Source organism: Allomuricauda sp. TY007 (genome assembly GCF_010468565.1).
GTDB lineage: Bacteria > Bacteroidota > Bacteroidia > Flavobacteriales > Flavobacteriaceae > Flagellimonas.
In genome coordinates, this window is the sequence record NZ_WUEG01000011.1 from 55,206 (window position 1) to 72,662 (window position 17,457).

A 17,457-nucleotide genomic window follows, 5' to 3' on the forward strand; every position below is an offset into this window, starting at 1 on the left:
AATTCCTAGGGTTTTCTTAAATTTAACACTTTAAGCAAAACAATTTTTATATTTGTTTGTTCTGTATTAAAATGAGTGAGCAAAAATAGGATAAAATCCATTCATGTCTAAAGTAAAGTACTATTACGATCCGGATACACTTTCGTATAGAAAGATCGAGCCGAAGAAATCCAAAAAGTACAGGAATATTTTCTTGTTCTTATTAGGCTCCGCACTGTTCGGCTTTCTTGGACTGATCATACTTCTGAACACCCGGTGGGTAAATACGCCCAAGGAACTTTCCTTGGAACGCGAAGTTCGAAATTATGAACTTCAGTTTGATATAATGAACAGGAAAATGGACCAAATGGAACAGGTTTTGGCCAATATTGAAGATCGGGACAACAACATCTACCGATTATATTTTGAAGCAAACCCGATACCCGAAGAACAGCGCAGAGCAGGTTTTGGGGGTGTCAATCGTTACAAAGACCTGGAGGGTTTCAACAATTCCGAGATTATTATCGATGCGGTAAAGCGATTGGACATCATCCAAAAACAAATGGTAATCCAATCCAAATCCTTGGATGAAATCGCCAAACTCGCGGAAGAAAAGGAAAAACTGTTGGCCGCCATTCCGGCCATTCAACCCGTTAGCAACGAAGACCTTACCCGTATGGCCTCTGGTTATGGTTGGCGGTCGGACCCCTTTACCAAAGCACGTAAAATGCATTGGGGCATGGACTTTACCGCTCCACGAGGCACTCCGATATATGCTTCAGGTGATGGAAAAGTGGTACGCGCCGACAATAGATCGTCCGGTTATGGAAAACATGTGCGAATCGACCATGGCTACGGTTACATCTCACTGTACGGACACATGAGCAAATACAATGTTACCGTAGGCCAAAAAGTAAAAAGAGGTGACCTTATCGGCTTTGTTGGTAGCACGGGACGTTCTCAGGCTCCCCATGTCCATTATGAAATATTCAAGGATGGGGAACGCATCAACCCTATAAACTTCTACTACGGAAGTTTGTCCACAGAAGAATTTGAAAACATGCTCAAATTGGCCAACCAAGAGAACCAATCGCTGGATTAAATGCACGTAGATCTTCCAGAAAAACGATATTATGGCATTGGCGAAGTGGCCAAGGCCTTTGGGGTAAATACATCCCTCATTCGTTTTTGGGAAAAAGAGTTTGATGTGCTCCAGCCAAAAAAAAATGCCAAGGGCAATCGTAAGTTTACACCGCAGGATATCCAAAACCTTCAGTTGATCTACCATTTGGTAAAAGAACGCGGGTTTACATTGGATGGTGCCAAAGTCCATCTGAAAGAGGAAAAACAAAAGGCCCTTTCCAATTTTGAAGTGATTCAAAAACTGCAAAAAGTAAAAGCAGAACTACTGAAAATAAAAGAACAACTATAAACACTTTAACCAATAGAAAATGAAAAAAGGTATCATAGCCATTATTGTCCTCGGGATTTTAGGGGTGATTGTTGTAGGATGGTACGTAAGGACCAACAACAACCTTATCAACATGAAAGGACAGGCCACCAAACAATGGGCCAATGTGGAAAGTTCGTATCAACGCAGAAGTGATTTGATCGGAAACCTAGTAAAAACTGTTCAGGGGGCGGCCGATTTTGAACGGGAAACCCTAACGGAAGTTATAGAAGCTAGGGCAAAAGCCACCTCGACCAGTATTGACGCCAACAATATTACGCCCGAACAATTGGCAGAATTTCAACAGGCCCAAACAGGACTTTCCTCCGCCCTATCCCGTTTATTGGTTACCGTGGAGCGCTATCCCGATATAAAGGCCAATCAGAACTTTTTGGAGCTACAGTCCCAATTGGAAGGTACGGAGAATAGAATCAATGTAGAACGCAACCGTTTTAACGATCTGGCCGGGGAATACAACATTAAAATACAGCAAATCCCAACCAACATCGTGGCCAGCATTGCCAATTTCGACCCAATGGCTCTCTTCACATCCGATGCAGGTTCCGAAGATGTTCCCGAAGTGGATTTTGAATTCAATTAAATTATGTCGCACGTAGAAGAGTTTTTGACTGCCGAGGAAGAAAAGGAAATTGTTGATGCGATTGTTGAAGCCGAAAACCATACTTCTGGCGAAATACGAGTGCATATTGAAGCATCTTCAAAAATAGATCATTTTAGTAGGGCACAGCAGGTATTCCATTTTCTGAAAATGGACAACACCAAGGAGGGCAACGGGGTGCTGCTCTATGTTGCAGTGGATGATAGAAAATTTGTCATCTACGGCGGTGAGGGTATAGATAGGGCCGTTCCCAAAGGGTTTTGGGACACCACCAAAGATGTGATCGCTTCCCACTTTAAAAAAGGAAATTTTAAACAAGGTATCGTTGAAGGCATTCTTATGGCCGGCAAAGAACTACACGCCCATTTCCCATGGGACCAAGACGATACCAATGAACTGAACGATGCAATATCCAAAGGCTAGTTTTTCACTCTTTTTTTTATGCGTCTCCCTAGCTTGGGGACAATTTTCCATACCCGAAAAACCACAGCAAGAAACGAGCGTTTACGATTATGTAAACTTGTTACCGCCTTCGCAGAGCAATGCATTGGAACAAAAGCTTGTTCGGTATTCTGATAGCACGTCCACACAAATTGTAGTAGCTATAATTAGTTCCACTGAAGGTGAGGAAATCAATTTTTTGGGAGCACAATGGGGCCAAAAATGGGGCATTGGACAAGCGGACAAAGATAATGGCGTGCTTATACTCTTGGCCCGGGACGACCGCAGAATCGCTATCAACACGGGCTATGGCGTAGAGGGCAGGCTAACCGATTTAATGTCGAGGCGTATTATAGAAACGGTGATTATCCCAGAATTTAAAAAAGGGGATTACTACAGTGGTTTGGATAAAGGTTCCGACGCCATTTTTAAGGTATTGACAGGCGAGTTTAAAGAGGACCGCTCGTTTGGGAGCGGTAAAAAATTCCCTGTTGACGCCCTTTTTCCCATCATTATCTTTATTGTCATCATCATTATTTTATGGAGCCGTAAAAACAAAGGTGGTGGCGGACATGGAGGCCGTAGAGGACGTGGACTGGATATTTGGGACATGATCATATTGAGCAACATGGGACGTAGTTCTGGCTCCTCCGGCGGTTTTGGCAGCGGAAGCCTCGGTGGTGGAGGTGGATTCAGTGGTGGCTTCGGTGGCGGTGGTTTTGGAGGCGGTGGTGCTTCTGGGGGTTGGTAATCCACCTAAATCAACTATCCATCAAGTAATATGGTTCTGATACTCAATTTTAACTATCTTGCTAATAGTTAAATTTTCAATTCAAAACATTCTTTTTACATGTCCCGGTCATTCATAGCATTTCTAATTTCCCTACTAATTCTTGTTGCATCCTGTAAAAAAAAGGATGGTACTTCCGAAACCGACAACCTATTCAAGTTCAAGGACTATATCAGTTATCACACCAATGGCAACCAAAGTATTTCCACACCGATTACCATTGCATTGGTCCAACAATTGGAGCAGTTTGAACTGACTCAAGAGTTACCACTGGAATATTTGGACATTTCACCAAAGGTGGACGGGGCATTGGTCATTGAAAACGGAAGGGAACTCACCTTTCAACCTTCAGAATATTTGGAGCCCAACACTGAATACACCATCAGTCTGAAGCTCAACAAACTCTTCGAGGATATAAAAAGTGAGTTTAAGACGTACACTTTTAGTTTTAAGACCATTGCGCCAAATTTCAAAATCAATCTAGGAGATTTACAATCCTACAGCAAAGATTGGCAATACCTCACGGGCACCTTGGATGCTTCGGATGTTTTGGAAGCATCCAAAATAGAAACGGTACTTTCCGTAAAGCAGGGAGATAAAACTATCCCCGTGAAATGGGACAATACTTCGGACAATGCACAATACTTCAGCTTTAAAATTGATAGTATTTCCAGAAAAACAGATGATAGTGAGCTAACCATCAACTGGACCGGTGATTCTTACCATATTGAGAACGAAGGCTCGGAAACTTACCCCATTCCAGGCAAGAACAAGTTTGTAATTGTTGATGCCAAAACAACATCCGCCCCAAATGCCGTACTTACCCTGAATTTTTCGGAGCCTTTAAAACAAGATCAAAACCTAAATGGTTTGGTCACCATTGAAAATGCGGAAAGCGTTCGATATGAAATCAACGGCAACGTTTTAAGCGTGTACCCGTCCAATCGCATTTTAGGTGAGGTGCGCATCAATGCCTTTCAAGGAATAAAAAGTGAATATGGTTTCACGTTGAAAAATGACTTTTCCGAACTGGTCTCTTTTGAGCAGCTCAAACCGGCGGTTCGATTGATTTCCAAAGGAACCATTCTCCCCAATGCGTCATCCACGCCCATTTATTTTGAAACCGTCAACCTTGCTGCCGTAGAAGTTCGTGTAATTCAAGTGTATCAGGACAATATGCTCCAGTATCTCCAAAACTATGATTTGACCGAAAGTTACAGCCCCGATTTTAGACCCGTTGGACGCAGGGTAGCCTACAAAGTGATTCCGCTCTCAAAAGACGGCAACCAAAATTCCAGCTACTGGCAGGCCCACGGACTCGATTTGTCAGAATTGATAAAAATAAATCCCGGTTCGTTGTATCGAGTGGAGTTCAGTTTTAAGAAAGAACATACCACTTACGATTGTGGGGATAACGCTGAAACCGAAGAACCAACCACCGATTATGCTTTGGAGCAAAGCTCCGATGAAGCCTCCGAAGAAGAGCGCTATTGGAACAACGAAATCTATAATTACAGAAACTATGACTACAATTGGGAAGAACGGGACAACCCTTGCCACTCTGCATACTACAACTACGAAAGAATAGCAGCGACCAATTTATTGGGAAGCGATTTGGGTCTTATCGTTAAAAAAGGAAGCAACCGCTCCCATCATTTTGCGGTGACCAACTTGCTTACAACCCAACCCGTGGCAGGCGCGAAAATAAAACTCTATAATTACCAACAACAACTTGTCGGCGAGACCACCACGGACGCCAAAGGATTATCGGTTTATGATAGCGACAAGGGCATTGCCTTTGCAGTGGCCGAGCACAGCAACAATTTTGCCTATGCAAAACTAGCGGATGGAAATGCATTGTCCCTGAGTAAATTTGATGTCTCCGGTGAGCAGCTCCAAAAAGGATTGCAAGGTTATTTGTATACCGAAAGAGGAGTACACAGACCCGGCGATATCATTCATTTGACCTTTGTTTTGGATGACACTGCCAACCCCTTGCCTAAAGGGCACCCCGTGGCTTTGGAAGTCAGTGATGCACGTGGTAAACTGGTGCAACGTCATGTTTTAAAAGAAGGCAGTATTCCCGTTGCCGATGGTCTGTACGCCAAAAAGGAAAAGAACTTCTATTATTTCCCTATCCCAACAGATGCTGCGGCACCAACAGGAAATTGGTCGGCCAAAGTGATTGTGGGAGGGGCACAGTTCACTAAAACTTTAAAGGTAGCCACTGTAAAACCGAATCGATTAAAAGTGGATTTTACTTTTGATGATGAAGTACTGGAAGCCAATTCCATCAACAGGGGAAAAGCCGAAGTAAAATGGCTGCATGGCGCTCCAGCACGTAACTTAAAAATCGATATAAATGCTACGTTGAGCGAGACCTCCACAGCATTTCCTAAGTACAAAGGTTATGTTTTCCAAGACCCTGTACGCACCTTCAACCAAACTGAATTGCAATGGATATCATCAAACTTGGATGCTAATGGAGTACTCGACATCAACAAAAAAATCGACGTGAACGGCAACGCACCGGGAATGCTGCAAGCAATTTTTACAACAAAAGTGTTTGAAGGAGGCGGCGACTTTTCAATAGATGTATTCTCCAAAAATTTGGCCCCATTTTCCAACTTTGTCGGCCTTCGTTCACCGGAAGCTAAACAGTACGGTTCTTTCTTAACGGATGACAACAATACGTTTGATGTGGTTACCGTGGATGCACAAGGAAATCCATCGGGCAACCGAAAATTAAAAGTGCAAGTGTTCAAAATTGAATGGCGCTGGTGGTGGAACCGTGGTTACGATAACTTATCACGATATGAAAATGCCACCGTGCACCGACCGTTCAAAGAAATGAATGTAACTACGGGAAGCGAGGGCAAGGCCAATTTCAACATCAATGTTCCCGATGAGCAAGGCGGACGTTACCTCATCCGTGTGATTGATGAAGTTTCGGGTCACGCAACAGGTCGTACCGCCTATTTTTATCGCAATTGGTGGAGAAGGCCCGCATCCGAGGATGCCGAAAGCTCCAAAATTCTGATTTTCTCCACCGACAAGGAAAAATATACTCTTGGGGAAAAAGCGTTTGTAACTTTTCCTTCAGATAAAGGCGGCCGTGCTTTGGTCAGTATCGAAAATGGCACCGAAGTACTCTTCCAACAATGGATTGAGACCTCTGCCAAAGAAACCAGGGCGACCATTCCGATTACGGCAGAAATGGCACCGAATGCCTACGTGAACATTTCCTTGTTGCAACCGCACAGTCAGGTTAAAAACGACTTGCCCATCCGATTGTACGGCGTTGTTCCGCTCTTGGTGGAAAATCCCGCGACATTCTTGGAGCCACAAATCAGTATGCCCGATGTTTTGGAGCCTGAAAAACCGTTTAAGGTCACCGTTTCTGAAACCAGTAAAAAACCGATGACCTACTCATTGGCCGTGGTGGACGAAGGCCTTTTGGACCTGACACGTTTTACCACTCCCGATATTCATAGTGCGTTCTATGCAAGACAAGCTTTGGGCGTAAAGACCTTTGACATTTTTGATGATGTGATGGGAGCTTACTCCGTGAGTGTCGATAATATTTACGCTATTGGCGGTGGCGGCATTGGAGCTGGCGCCAAAAACCGAAAGGCACAACGCTTTAAACCCGTCGTTACCTATTTGGGTCCGTTTACCTTGAAAGCAGGTGAAAAAGCATCACATACCATCGATATGCCGAATTATGTAGGTTCTGTCCGAACCATGGTCGTTGCAGGGAATCCGAACAGTGCTTACGGCAATGCTGAAAAAACAACCCCAGTTCGCAAGCCTTTGATGGTGCTTACCTCCATTCCACGAAAATTATCTCCTGGCGAGACCGTGACTATCCCCGTTACGGTATTTGCGATGGAACCTAAAGTAAAAAATGTAAAGGTCAATATTGATGCAGGAAAAGCATTGGAGCCCATCAACGGCACTTCCAAAAACATCACCTTTAATGCAGTTGGGGAGCAAATCGTCAATTTTGATTTTAAAGTCAATCCAACATCATCTTTCCAGACCATAAAAGTTACCGCTACGGGCGCCGGGGAAAGCGCATCCAACGAGACCGAAATCGATGTGGAAAATCCAAATCCTGTAACCACCAAAAGTGAATTGTACACACTCGACCCCAATGGTGCTCAGACCATCACGATGGAAACTTTTGGCACGTCGGGCACTAATGAAGCATTTATAGAATTCTCTACGCTTCCACCGATGGATTTCTCCAAACGAATGGATTATCTGTTGCGCTACCCACACGGATGCGTGGAGCAAACCACTTCCGCAGCATTCCCTCAATTGTTCTTGGCAGATGTATTGGACATCACTTTTGATAAAAAGAAGGAGATTGAGAAAAATGTAAAAGCTGCCATTGACCGACTTAGCGATTTCCAAATTCCCAATGGCGGATTAAGCTACTGGCCAGGTTACGGCAATGCCGATGATTGGGGAACATCCTACGCCGGGCATTTTATGTTGGAAGCCAAACAGCAGGGGTGTCAATTACCGTTGACCTTCTTGAGCAATTGGTTGAGATACCAAAAGAATGCGGCGCGTCAATGGAGTAACCAAAGCACCTATTACAACGATGATGTTTCACAAGCATATCGATTGTACACATTGGCCTTGGCACAGCAACCCGAACTGGCTGCAATGAACCGTTTACGGGAAACAACAAACCTCGGCAACGAGGCCAAATGGAGATTGGCAGCAGCTTACGCCCTGGTCGGTAAAAAAGAAATCGCTGAGGCTATTGCCCAAAAGGCGAACATCAACTTTACACCCAATAATTACAACTATAGAACCTATGGTTCCGTATTCCGCAACCGTGCCATGGCGTTGGAAACCCTGGTTATATTGGACGACACCCAACAAAGGGAACTGGCTGTTTCCTTGGCCAAAAACTTATCATCACAGCAATGGTACAGTACCCAAGAAACAGCTTTTGCTCTCTTGGCTTTGTCCAAAATGGTGATGAAGAATGGGGGAAGGTCCATTGACCTCACCTTTACCAATAATGGAAAAAGTATTAATGTCAAAACCGATAGGGCCATAGCACAGCGGGAACTTTCCGTGACTTCCTTTAAAGAGGAAATCGAACTGAAAAACAACCAAGGAAATATCATTTACGCTACCCTTACCCAAACAGGCAAATTACCAGTTGGCGAGGAATTGGCACAACAGCAAAACCTAAGGTTGTCCGTGAACTACCAAGACCCATTGGGCAATTCCGTCAATATAAATGAACTAAGACAGGGAACAGAATTCGAAGCAAAAGTGACCATTTTCAACAGTTCCGATGACTATATCGACAATGTGGCCCTGACGCACATTGTGCCCAGCGGATGGGAAATTGTGGACACTTCATTTGCTGGAGGCAGCAACGCTAATGCTTCAAAGGCAGATTATGTGGATACTCGGGACGACCGTACCCATCTGTATTTTGATTTGGACGCGAGAAAATCCAAAACCTTTACCATCAAATTGAATGCATCGTTCTTGGGTGATTACTATTTGCCCGGCACCCAAGCTGAAGCGATGTACGATAACACTTATTATGCTAGAAACAAGGGTAATTGGGTCAAAGTTGTTCAGTAGTTTGGTGTGGATGAAGTTTTTTTTGTCGGCCCTAAAAAAAAACATTTTAAAACACCGAATCAAGGTTATCCTTTTATCCATTGTTTTGATTTTATGGTTGTTTTGCCTGCCCACAAATCTGTTCGATGACCCAACATCAACGGTTGTGGACAGTTCCGAAGGTTCGCTCATCGGAGCACGGATTGCCGATGATGGTCAATGGCGATTTCCCCAGATTGATTCCGTTCCCGAACGCTTCAAACAGAGTATTCTACTTTTTGAGGATGAATATTTTTATCAGCATCCTGGTTTCAATCCCATTTCCATTATAAAGGCTATCGGGCACAATATCACCAAAGAAACCCGAAGAGGTGGCAGTACCATCACACAGCAAGTAATACGGTTAAGCAGAAAAAACCAAAGCCGGACCTATTGGGAAAAACTCATCGAGGTTTTTATGTCCACTCGTTTGGAGTTGCGACACTCGAAGGAAGAAATTTTAAAGCTCTACGCCTCCCACACGCCCTACGGCGGCAATGTGGTCGGGTTGGAAACCGCGGCTTGGCGATACTTCGGCATTCCTGCACATGAACTGAGCTGGGGACAATCGGCTGCCTTGGCTGTTTTGCCCAATGCCCCGGCACTTATTTTCCCGGGACGAAACGAACAGGCCTTTTTGGACAAGCGAAACCGGTTATTGAAGAAGTTATGGAAAAAAGAAATCATTGATGAAACAACCTATGAATTGGCCATTGCCGAACCATTGCCACAAAAGCCTTTCCCATTACCCGATGTAGCCCCTCATCTTACCGAACGTATCCGTAACGAGCTTCCGGGTCAGCGTGTGACCACTTCGCTTCAACGACCCTTGCAACAACGGTTGAATCTCTTGGCAGAACGTCATTATCGGCAATTGCAAAGCAACGAAATCCATAATCTGGCCATTCTGGTACTCGATGTGGAAACCCGAAAAGTGCTAGGGTATGTAGGAAATTCCCCTTCGGATGAGACACACGCCAATTATGTGGACATCATCACTAAAAAGAGAAGTACGGGCAGTACGTTAAAGCCTTTTTTGTTTGCATCGCTTTTGGATGAGGGCCAATTGCTGCCCCATAGCTTAGTGGAAGATGTTCCAACGGTAATCAATGGGTACCATCCCCAAAATTTTGATTTAAAACATGTGGGCGCCGTACCTGCAAGCAAAGCCTTATCACGTTCGCTTAATGTGCCCGCCGTCCGATTGTTACGGGAATATGGGCTTCAAAAGTTTTACAACAAGCTCCACAAAATGAAGATGGAGTCTTTGAATAAGCCTTCATCGTATTATGGGCTATCCTTGATTCTGGGTGGTGCCGAAAGTTCCCTTTGGGAAGTGACCTCTACCTATGCCTCCATGGCCTCCAGTCTGAATTATTTTTTGGCCCATTCCAGCACGTACAGAAGTCAAGAATTTAGGGAGGCTACCTATTTACAAAACGAAACCAAGGACTTTGGCAACGAACAATTTGACCCTTTGGTTTTTGGCGCAGGTTCAATTTACAGTACGTTTCAATCCATGTACGAGGTCAACCGACCAGAAGGCGATGAAAATTGGCAGTTTTTTGATTCCTCCCAGCCCATTGCATGGAAAACTGGCACTAGTTTTGGTTTTAAGGATGCTTGGGCCGTTGGAGTTACGCCAAAATATGCCATCGGGGTTTGGGCAGGCAATGCCGATGGCGAAGGCAGGCCCGGACTTACGGGAATCACTGCAGCCGCTCCCTTACTATTTGATGTATTGGATGCATTGCCACAAAGCGGTTGGTTCCAAGAACCTTTTGATGACCTTGTTGAGATTGAAGTTTGTGCACAAAGTGGATTTCGGGCTTCCATTTATTGTGAGGATATAAAAAAGGAATTCGTGCCGACCCACGGTACCCGAAGTGGAGCCTGCCCCTATCATCAGCAGGTTTTTTTAGATACTTCGGAACAGTATAGAGTAAACTCCGAATGTTACCCTCTGGAAGATATGGTCGCCAAGAATTGGTTGGTACTCCCTCCTATTTTGGAATATTATTACGCTTCTTCGAATCCCAACTATAAACCTTTGCCCCCTTATTTGGAAGGTTGTTCTGCTTTGGAAAACAATTTGATGGAGTTCATTTACCCAAAAAGAAATGAAACCGTACTACTCCCAAAGGATTTGGGCGAAAAAAGTATGGAAATCATTCTCAAACTGGCCCATCAACAATCCAACGCTATCATTTATTGGTATTTGGATGAATTATTCATCGGCAAGACGGAAAATTTCCATGAACTGATTCTACCCATTGAAGCCGGAGAATATATGCTCACGGCCGTGGACAATCAAGGCAATCGAATTCAGCAATTGGTGAAAGTACGCTCAGCTTCGGGCGAATAATTATTTCTTCCGCATAAAAATGGTCATTGGAACTCCGGTAAAATCGAAATTCTCCCTGATTTTGTTCTCCAAAAATCTTTTGTAGGGGTCCTTCACATATTGGGGCAAGTTGCAGAAAAAGGCAAATTGCGGATATGGTGTAGGCAATTGCGTGCAGAATTTGATTTTTACGTATTTCCCTTTGGTAGATGGAGGTGGTGTTTTTTCAATAATGGGAAGCATAATATCGTTCAACTTTCGGGTTGGAATACGTTTCGAACGGTTTTTGTAAACATCCACTGCGGTTTCGATGGCCTTGTAGATACGTTGTTTGTTCAGAACAGAAACAAAAAGAATGGGTACATCTTCAAAAGGGGAAATAACTTCTTTTATTTTGGCAGTATATTCTTTTACCGAATTGGTTTCTTTTTCGACTAAATCCCATTTGTTCACCAAAATCACAATTCCCTTGTTGTTGCGCTGTGCGAGCCAAAATATATTTTGTACTTGTCCATCAAAACCTCGGGTGGCATCCAACATCAAAATACATACATCGCAATGTTCTATGGCACGAACGGAACGCATGACGGAATAAAACTCCAAGTCTTCCTTTACTTTGGATTTTCTTCGGATACCGGCCGTGTCCACCAAATTAAACTCAAATCCAAAACGATTGTATTTGGTATCGATACTATCGCGGGTAGTACCCGCAATATCGGTTACAATGTACCTGTCCTCCCCTATCAACGCATTGATAAAGGATGATTTCCCCGCATTGGGTCTTCCCACTACCGCAAAACGAGGGAGTTCGCTTTCTTCTTCCTTTTCATCGGGCAGCACCTTAACAAGGGCATCCAATAATTCCCCGGTACCACTACCGTTGATACTTGAAAGCGTATAATATTCACCCAATCCCAAAGAATAGAACTCTACGGCATCGGCCATACGCTTGGAGTTATCGACTTTGTTTACGGCCAAAAAAGTGGGCTTATCGACCCTACGCAAGAGCTTGGCCACATCTTCATCCATTCCGGTTACGCCGGACTCCACGTCCACCATAAAAATGATGGCATCGGCCTCATCGATGGCCAACTCTACTTGTTTATCGATTTCCTTTTCGAAAACATCGTCGCTACCCAAAACGTAACCACCAGTATCAATAACGGAAAACTCCTTACCGTTCCAGTCACTTTTACCGTAATGACGGTCGCGAGTTACACCGCTTACGGCATCCACAATAGCCTCACGGCGTTGAATAAGTCGGTTGAAAAAAGTGGACTTCCCAACATTGGGTCTTCCTACAATGGCTACAATAGCTCCCATTAGGTTTAATTTTTGGCAAAAATACCATTTATTATGAAGAAAAAATGATACCTTTTTTCATCATTTTCAAATGATTATGAGCGACTTGACCAACGAGATAGTTTTACGGCCCCGTTTTCGTGTCTCCCTGAAGACAAATTTAGAACAATTGGAGTCCATTTTTGATGATGCCACCGCAAATCCGTTTTTAATCAAAAGGCTGGATGAGCATATTTTTGTCAAGTTCAAAAAAGCGGAAACTACCTTTTGGACACCGCAACTTCATTTGGAACTTTCGTCTTTCGAGGAGGGTGTCAGCAATATTCGTGGCGTCTTTGGCCCCAATCCCACGCTTTGGACCTTTTTTATGTTCCTCCATTTTGGTGTGGGCACCATTTTTATAATCATGGGAATTTTTGCCTATTCCAATTATTCCTTGGGCAAGGATATTACCCTTTGGTTGGTGGGTATGTTCTTTTTAGTAGTGATTTGGTTCTCACTTTATGCCTTTGGCCGTTTGGGAAGAGCCAAAGGGAAACCACAAATGGACCAGTTGAAACAATTTGTCAGGGACACCATTGCTCCTTTTGAAAGAATTAACGACGAACCTTAGCCGTTGTACCCGAAACGCCTGAGCTGCTGGGAATTGCTGCGCCAGTTCTTGTTCACTTTTACATAGAGTTCGATGTGAACCTGCTTGGCAAAGAATTTTTCGAGGTCTTTACGGGCCTCTACCCCCACCTTTTTAATAGCGGCGCCCTTATGCCCGATAATGATTCCTTTTTGGGTATCACGCTCCACCATAATCACCGAACGGATTCGGATGATATCCTCATCTTCTAAAAATTCCTCGGTCTCTACCTCAACTGAATAAGGGATTTCCTTTTTATAGTTGAGCAATATTTTTTCACGGATGGTCTCGTTCACAAAAAAGCGTTCGGGCTTATCCGTAATTTGGTCTTTTGGATAAAAAGGTGGTGCTTCCGGCAAAAGTTCCAAAATACGGTTGAACACTTCGGTTACATTAAAGTTTTCCAAAGCGGATATGGGGTGAATTTCTGCATTGGGCAATTGCTCTTGCCAATATTGCATTTGCTCTTCCAGCTTCTCCTGATCGGAAGTATCTATTTTGTTGAGAAGCAATAATACGGGTATCTTACTATTCTGTATTTTTTTGAAGAACGATTCGTCCTTAAGTGCCTTTTCTCCTATTTCGACCATGTACAACAGCACATCGGCATCCTCGAAGGCGGATTTCACAAAATCCATCATGGAGCTTTGCAGTTCGTAGGCTGGCTTTATTATTCCTGGGGTGTCGGAGAGAATCATTTGGAAATCATCCCCATTGACAATTCCCAAAATACGGTGGCGGGTCGTCTGCGCCTTGGAGGTGATAATGGAAAGTTTCTCGCCCACAAAGGCATTCATCAATGTGGACTTGCCCACATTTGGGTTCCCGATAATATTTACAAATCCTGCTTTATGCGCCACCTTTCTTTCTTTTTTCAAAATATTGCTTGGATGCTGCGTTTACCTTTGGTGAAAGATACAACACAGCAATCATATTGGGAATGACCATTAATGCGTATGATAGGTCAATCAGGTTTTTTACCAATTTCAATGAGGCGATTGCCGCAAAAACAATCATGATGATAAAAAATACATTGTACCACTTTCCGATTTTGGCATTCGTCAAAAACGACAAACTTTTCACACCATAATACGAATATGTGAACAAGGTCGATAATGCAAAAGCTGCTACAATGACCATCAATAGCACATCTCCAATACCGTACAATGTGGTCTCAAAAGCGGACATCGTCATCACAATACCACTGCCATCCTCAAGATAGGCCCCGCTCAAAATAATAACCACTGCGGTAAAGGTACATACTAAAATGGTATCGATAAATGGCCCGAGCATCGCCACAAGTCCTTCCTTTGCAGGCTCATCATTTCGGGACTGCCCGTGGTACATAGGTGCACTACCGAGACCGGCTTCGTTGGAGAACATGGCCCTACGGACCCCCACGATTACGAGGCCCCAGAATCCGCCCGTAACGGCGGTATCGAAATTCCATGCTTCGACCAAAATCATTTTAAGGGCAGGCCAAACTTCCCCTGCATGGCTAGCCATCACAAAAATGACCGCCAACAGATAAATTCCCACCATAAAAGGCACAATGGCAGACGCTACTTTGGCAATTTTGTTCAGTCCGCCAAAAATTACGATGGATGTGATGATGGCCAGAAAAAAGCCTATTCCCAACTTCCAATTGTATTCGCTTGTAGCAAAAAGAGTTTCATGTGGTTGCACAACGCCCATAAATGCTTCGGTAAATTGATTGGCGGTAAATACCCCCAAAAACCCAAACAGCCCACAAATACTAAAAAAGATGGCCATGGGCTTTGCCCAATTCCCCATTCCTTGTGTGATATAAAACATAGGCCCTCCTTGCATGTGACCATCGGAATCTGTTCCACGGTACATAATGGCCAAGCTCCCTGAATAGAATTTGATGCCCATGCCCAAAAGTGCGGTCATCCAAATCCAGAATACAACGCCCGGTCCCCCATCATGAATGGCAATGGCCACTCCGGATATGTTTCCCAATCCTACCGTTGCCGCTACTGCTGCCGATAATGCTTGAAACGAACTTACATCCCCTTTTGCATTTTTGTCATCGTACTTTCCCGAGACCACGGCTATGGCATGACCAAAATGGCGGAAGGGTGCAAATTTGGAGTAAAAAGCCAGAAAGAGCCCGCCACCAATAAGCAGAATGAACATGGGCCACTCGGTATATGGCAAAAGTGAGGATATAAAATCGTTGATTGCGTCCATAAGGTAAAAACGGCCAATTTATGGATTTTGAGCGGGATAGACGTTAAGTAAAAAGGAATATTAGGTTTAAGTTTGGAAATGATGAAAAAAGGGTTGTATATTTGCCGTCCACATCGCGGGGTAGAGCAGCACCCTTCGACAAAGCTCAGGGCAGGGTACCTACACAAACTGAGTATTTTTATTGAAAATTAAGTTTCTAAAAGAAACAGACAACATATATCGCGGGGTAGAGCAGTAGGTAGCTCGTCGGGCTCATAACCCGAAGGTCGCTGGTTCGAGTCCAGTCCCCGCTACTAGAAAAAAAAGCCGAGGAAAATTTTCCTCGGCTTTTTTTATGCAATTCTTCCAAAACCTACATCCTTACAGGTGTTTCAAGGGTAAATTTTTATCGGGGCTTACCTACTTTAATAGTTTGTTAACGTTTTTAACACAGTATTTTCATAAATTGTTAATACTAATTCATCATCAATCAAAATGAGACAATCTACCAACTATATTGTCTTACTGTTTCTATGGCTAAACCTCACGTTTGCCTATGGCCTTACCGTTAACAGCGGTTATGGTGGTTTTCCTGCACCCACAGCAGAAACCTTTAAAGACTCCCTCGATTGGGCAGATTACTATTTTAATATTCACCGGTTTAAGGAAGCAGTACCCCTCTATAAAAAAAATCTTGATGTAACCGATAAGGAACAAAAAATTCACATCTTAAAAAAGTTAGCGCTTAGTCAGGCAGCATTGAAGAAACCAGAAGAATCAATTGGATATATATACGATTATTTCAAAATAGATTTTCAGCCCACTTTTTTATTGCACGAGGATTTTGACCACATCAGGAACAATGAGGATTTCATCAAACTATCAGGAACCGTATTACCAAAATTCACAGGTTGGTCAATTTTTTACTTTTTTGTTTCCCTAATTGGCTTTTATGTCACCTTTATTTTATTGATCAACAAAAAAATTGACAAACAGGCGAGAATTCTGATTGCCATTTTTGTCTTTATCCATTCACTTTTCATTTTAAATATATGCATCAACCAGACCAATTATGTGTTCGAGTTTCCACACACCTACCTCATGTCAACTTGGTCTTCCTTTTTATATGGCCCCTTACTTTTCCTATATTTTAAGCGCGTTTCAAAGTCAACGGATCTTAAAAAAAACGACCTATGGCATTTTTTGCCCACATTGGTTTTAACTGTATATCTAATTTTTACAGTTTATGGTTTTTCAGGATCAGAAAAAGTGAACCAAATGCTGCAAAGGTTGCAAGAAGGGTTAAACCCAGGGGATTCTACCAAATTATTGTTGATGGTCGTTCTCAAAGCAACTTCATTAGGGGTTTATGCATTTTTTGTACATCTGATTTTAGCCAACAACAAAATGGGACTGAGCAAAAAAACCAGAACTTGGCAAAAAAATATCTATTTTATACATGTAAGCTATGTAATGGTTTATATAATCTATGGTATATACATTAATATAGGGGTAAATAGTGGTGTATTCTATCATGCACCTATTGTTTTGATGAGCACCATGGTCTTGTATGTAGGATATGCCGCTAATGTACAACCCGATGTGTTTAGCGGTTTATATGCCTATACCAATCGGCTGTTCCCAAAATATGTAAAATCCGGTCTAACGGACAGTCTTTCACAAGAGCTCAAAAAGAACCTGACTGACCTATTTCTAAAAGATAAGCTATATCGCAAAAATGACATCAATCTTGATATGGTGGCCGAAAAACTCGACACTACTCGACACAATGCCTCGCAACTCATCAACGAACATTTTAATATGAGCTTTAGGGAGTTTGTAAATTCTTACCGTATACAAGAAGCCAAAGAACTCCTTGAAAAAGAAAATGAACTCAACATTATAGACATCGCCTACGAGGTGGGTTACAACAATAAGGTATCCTTCAACAAAGCTTTTAAAAAAGACACCCATCTCACTCCCAGCGAATACCTCAATCACCTAAAACAGGGGTAAACTCTTATCGGGAACACCTAAAAACAGGGGTTTTATTGCTAACTAGTGGTCA

Annotated in this window: 12 protein-coding genes and 1 tRNA gene; 10 read left to right on the forward strand and 3 right to left on the reverse strand. The window is 43.2% G+C overall.

Annotation, left to right across the window (positions count from 1 at the left end):
- The first annotated feature begins 103 nt into the window (after window positions 1-103).
- From GO009_RS12520 to pbpC, 7 genes are all read left to right on the forward strand, one after another.
- On the forward strand, window positions 104-1,081 hold the full coding sequence (locus tag GO009_RS12520; RefSeq protein WP_163626587.1) for a M23 family metallopeptidase: 978 nt from the start codon (window positions 104-106) through the stop codon (window positions 1,079-1,081).
- Window positions 1,082-1,411: a MerR family transcriptional regulator gene (locus GO009_RS12525; RefSeq protein ID WP_163626588.1), complete on the forward strand. Its 330-nt coding sequence runs from the start codon at window positions 1,082-1,084 to the stop codon at window positions 1,409-1,411. It abuts the gene before it with no gap.
- A gap of 19 nt (window positions 1,412-1,430) precedes the next feature.
- The gene (locus GO009_RS12530; RefSeq protein ID WP_163626589.1) at window positions 1,431-2,030 is read left to right on the forward strand and encodes a LemA family protein; all 600 of its coding nucleotides are present in this window, start codon (window positions 1,431-1,433) and stop codon (window positions 2,028-2,030) included.
- 3 nt (window positions 2,031-2,033) lie between these two features.
- Window positions 2,034-2,471, forward strand: a complete 438-nt coding sequence (locus GO009_RS12535) for a TPM domain-containing protein (RefSeq protein ID WP_163626590.1) — start codon at window positions 2,034-2,036, stop codon at window positions 2,469-2,471.
- The gene (locus tag GO009_RS12540; protein ID WP_163626591.1) at window positions 2,452-3,240 is read left to right on the forward strand and encodes a YgcG family protein; all 789 of its coding nucleotides are present in this window, start codon (window positions 2,452-2,454) and stop codon (window positions 3,238-3,240) included. The genes GO009_RS12535 and GO009_RS12540 overlap by 20 nt, the downstream gene beginning before the upstream one ends.
- Before the next feature lie 99 nt (window positions 3,241-3,339).
- Window positions 3,340-8,901 carry an alpha-2-macroglobulin gene (locus GO009_RS12545; RefSeq protein ID WP_163626592.1) on the forward strand — a complete coding sequence of 1,854 codons (5,562 nt, stop codon included), beginning with the start codon at window positions 3,340-3,342 and terminating at the stop codon, window positions 8,899-8,901.
- Entirely contained in the window at window positions 8,861-11,284 is a 2,424-nt protein-coding gene (pbpC, locus tag GO009_RS12550) for a penicillin-binding protein 1C (protein ID WP_239057459.1), read from the forward strand. The genes GO009_RS12545 and pbpC overlap by 41 nt, the downstream gene beginning before the upstream one ends.
- Here the strand turns inward: pbpC and der are convergent, their stop codons facing one another.
- On the reverse strand, window positions 11,285-12,586 hold the full coding sequence (gene der, locus GO009_RS12555) for a ribosome biogenesis GTPase Der (protein WP_163626594.1): 1,302 nt from the start codon (window positions 12,584-12,586) through the stop codon (window positions 11,285-11,287).
- 76 nt (window positions 12,587-12,662) lie between these two features.
- Between der and GO009_RS12560 the strand changes: the two genes are divergently transcribed.
- The gene (locus GO009_RS12560; protein ID WP_163626595.1) at window positions 12,663-13,178 is read left to right on the forward strand and encodes a GTP-binding protein; all 516 of its coding nucleotides are present in this window, start codon (window positions 12,663-12,665) and stop codon (window positions 13,176-13,178) included.
- Here GO009_RS12560 and era read toward each other — a convergent pair.
- Together era and GO009_RS12570 are read right to left on the reverse strand one after the other, a co-directional pair.
- Window positions 13,175-14,056, reverse strand: a complete 882-nt coding sequence (gene era / locus GO009_RS12565; RefSeq protein ID WP_163626652.1) for a GTPase Era — start codon at window positions 14,054-14,056, stop codon at window positions 13,175-13,177. The two genes, GO009_RS12560 and era, sit on opposite strands and share 4 nt — an antisense overlap.
- On the reverse strand, window positions 14,046-15,410 hold the full coding sequence (locus tag GO009_RS12570; protein WP_163626596.1) for a sodium:alanine symporter family protein: 1,365 nt from the start codon (window positions 15,408-15,410) through the stop codon (window positions 14,046-14,048). The genes era and GO009_RS12570 overlap by 11 nt, the downstream gene beginning before the upstream one ends.
- A 220-nt stretch (window positions 15,411-15,630) precedes the next feature.
- Here GO009_RS12570 and GO009_RS12575 point away from each other — a divergent pair.
- Together GO009_RS12575 and GO009_RS12580 are read left to right on the forward strand one after the other, a co-directional pair.
- Window positions 15,631-15,703: transfer RNA gene (locus GO009_RS12575), tRNA-Met, on the forward strand.
- 181 nt (window positions 15,704-15,884) lie between these two features.
- Window positions 15,885-17,405, forward strand: coding sequence for a helix-turn-helix domain-containing protein (locus tag GO009_RS12580; RefSeq protein WP_163626597.1), 1,521 nt, complete (start codon window positions 15,885-15,887; stop codon window positions 17,403-17,405).
- Window positions 17,406-17,457 lie beyond the last annotated feature (52 nt).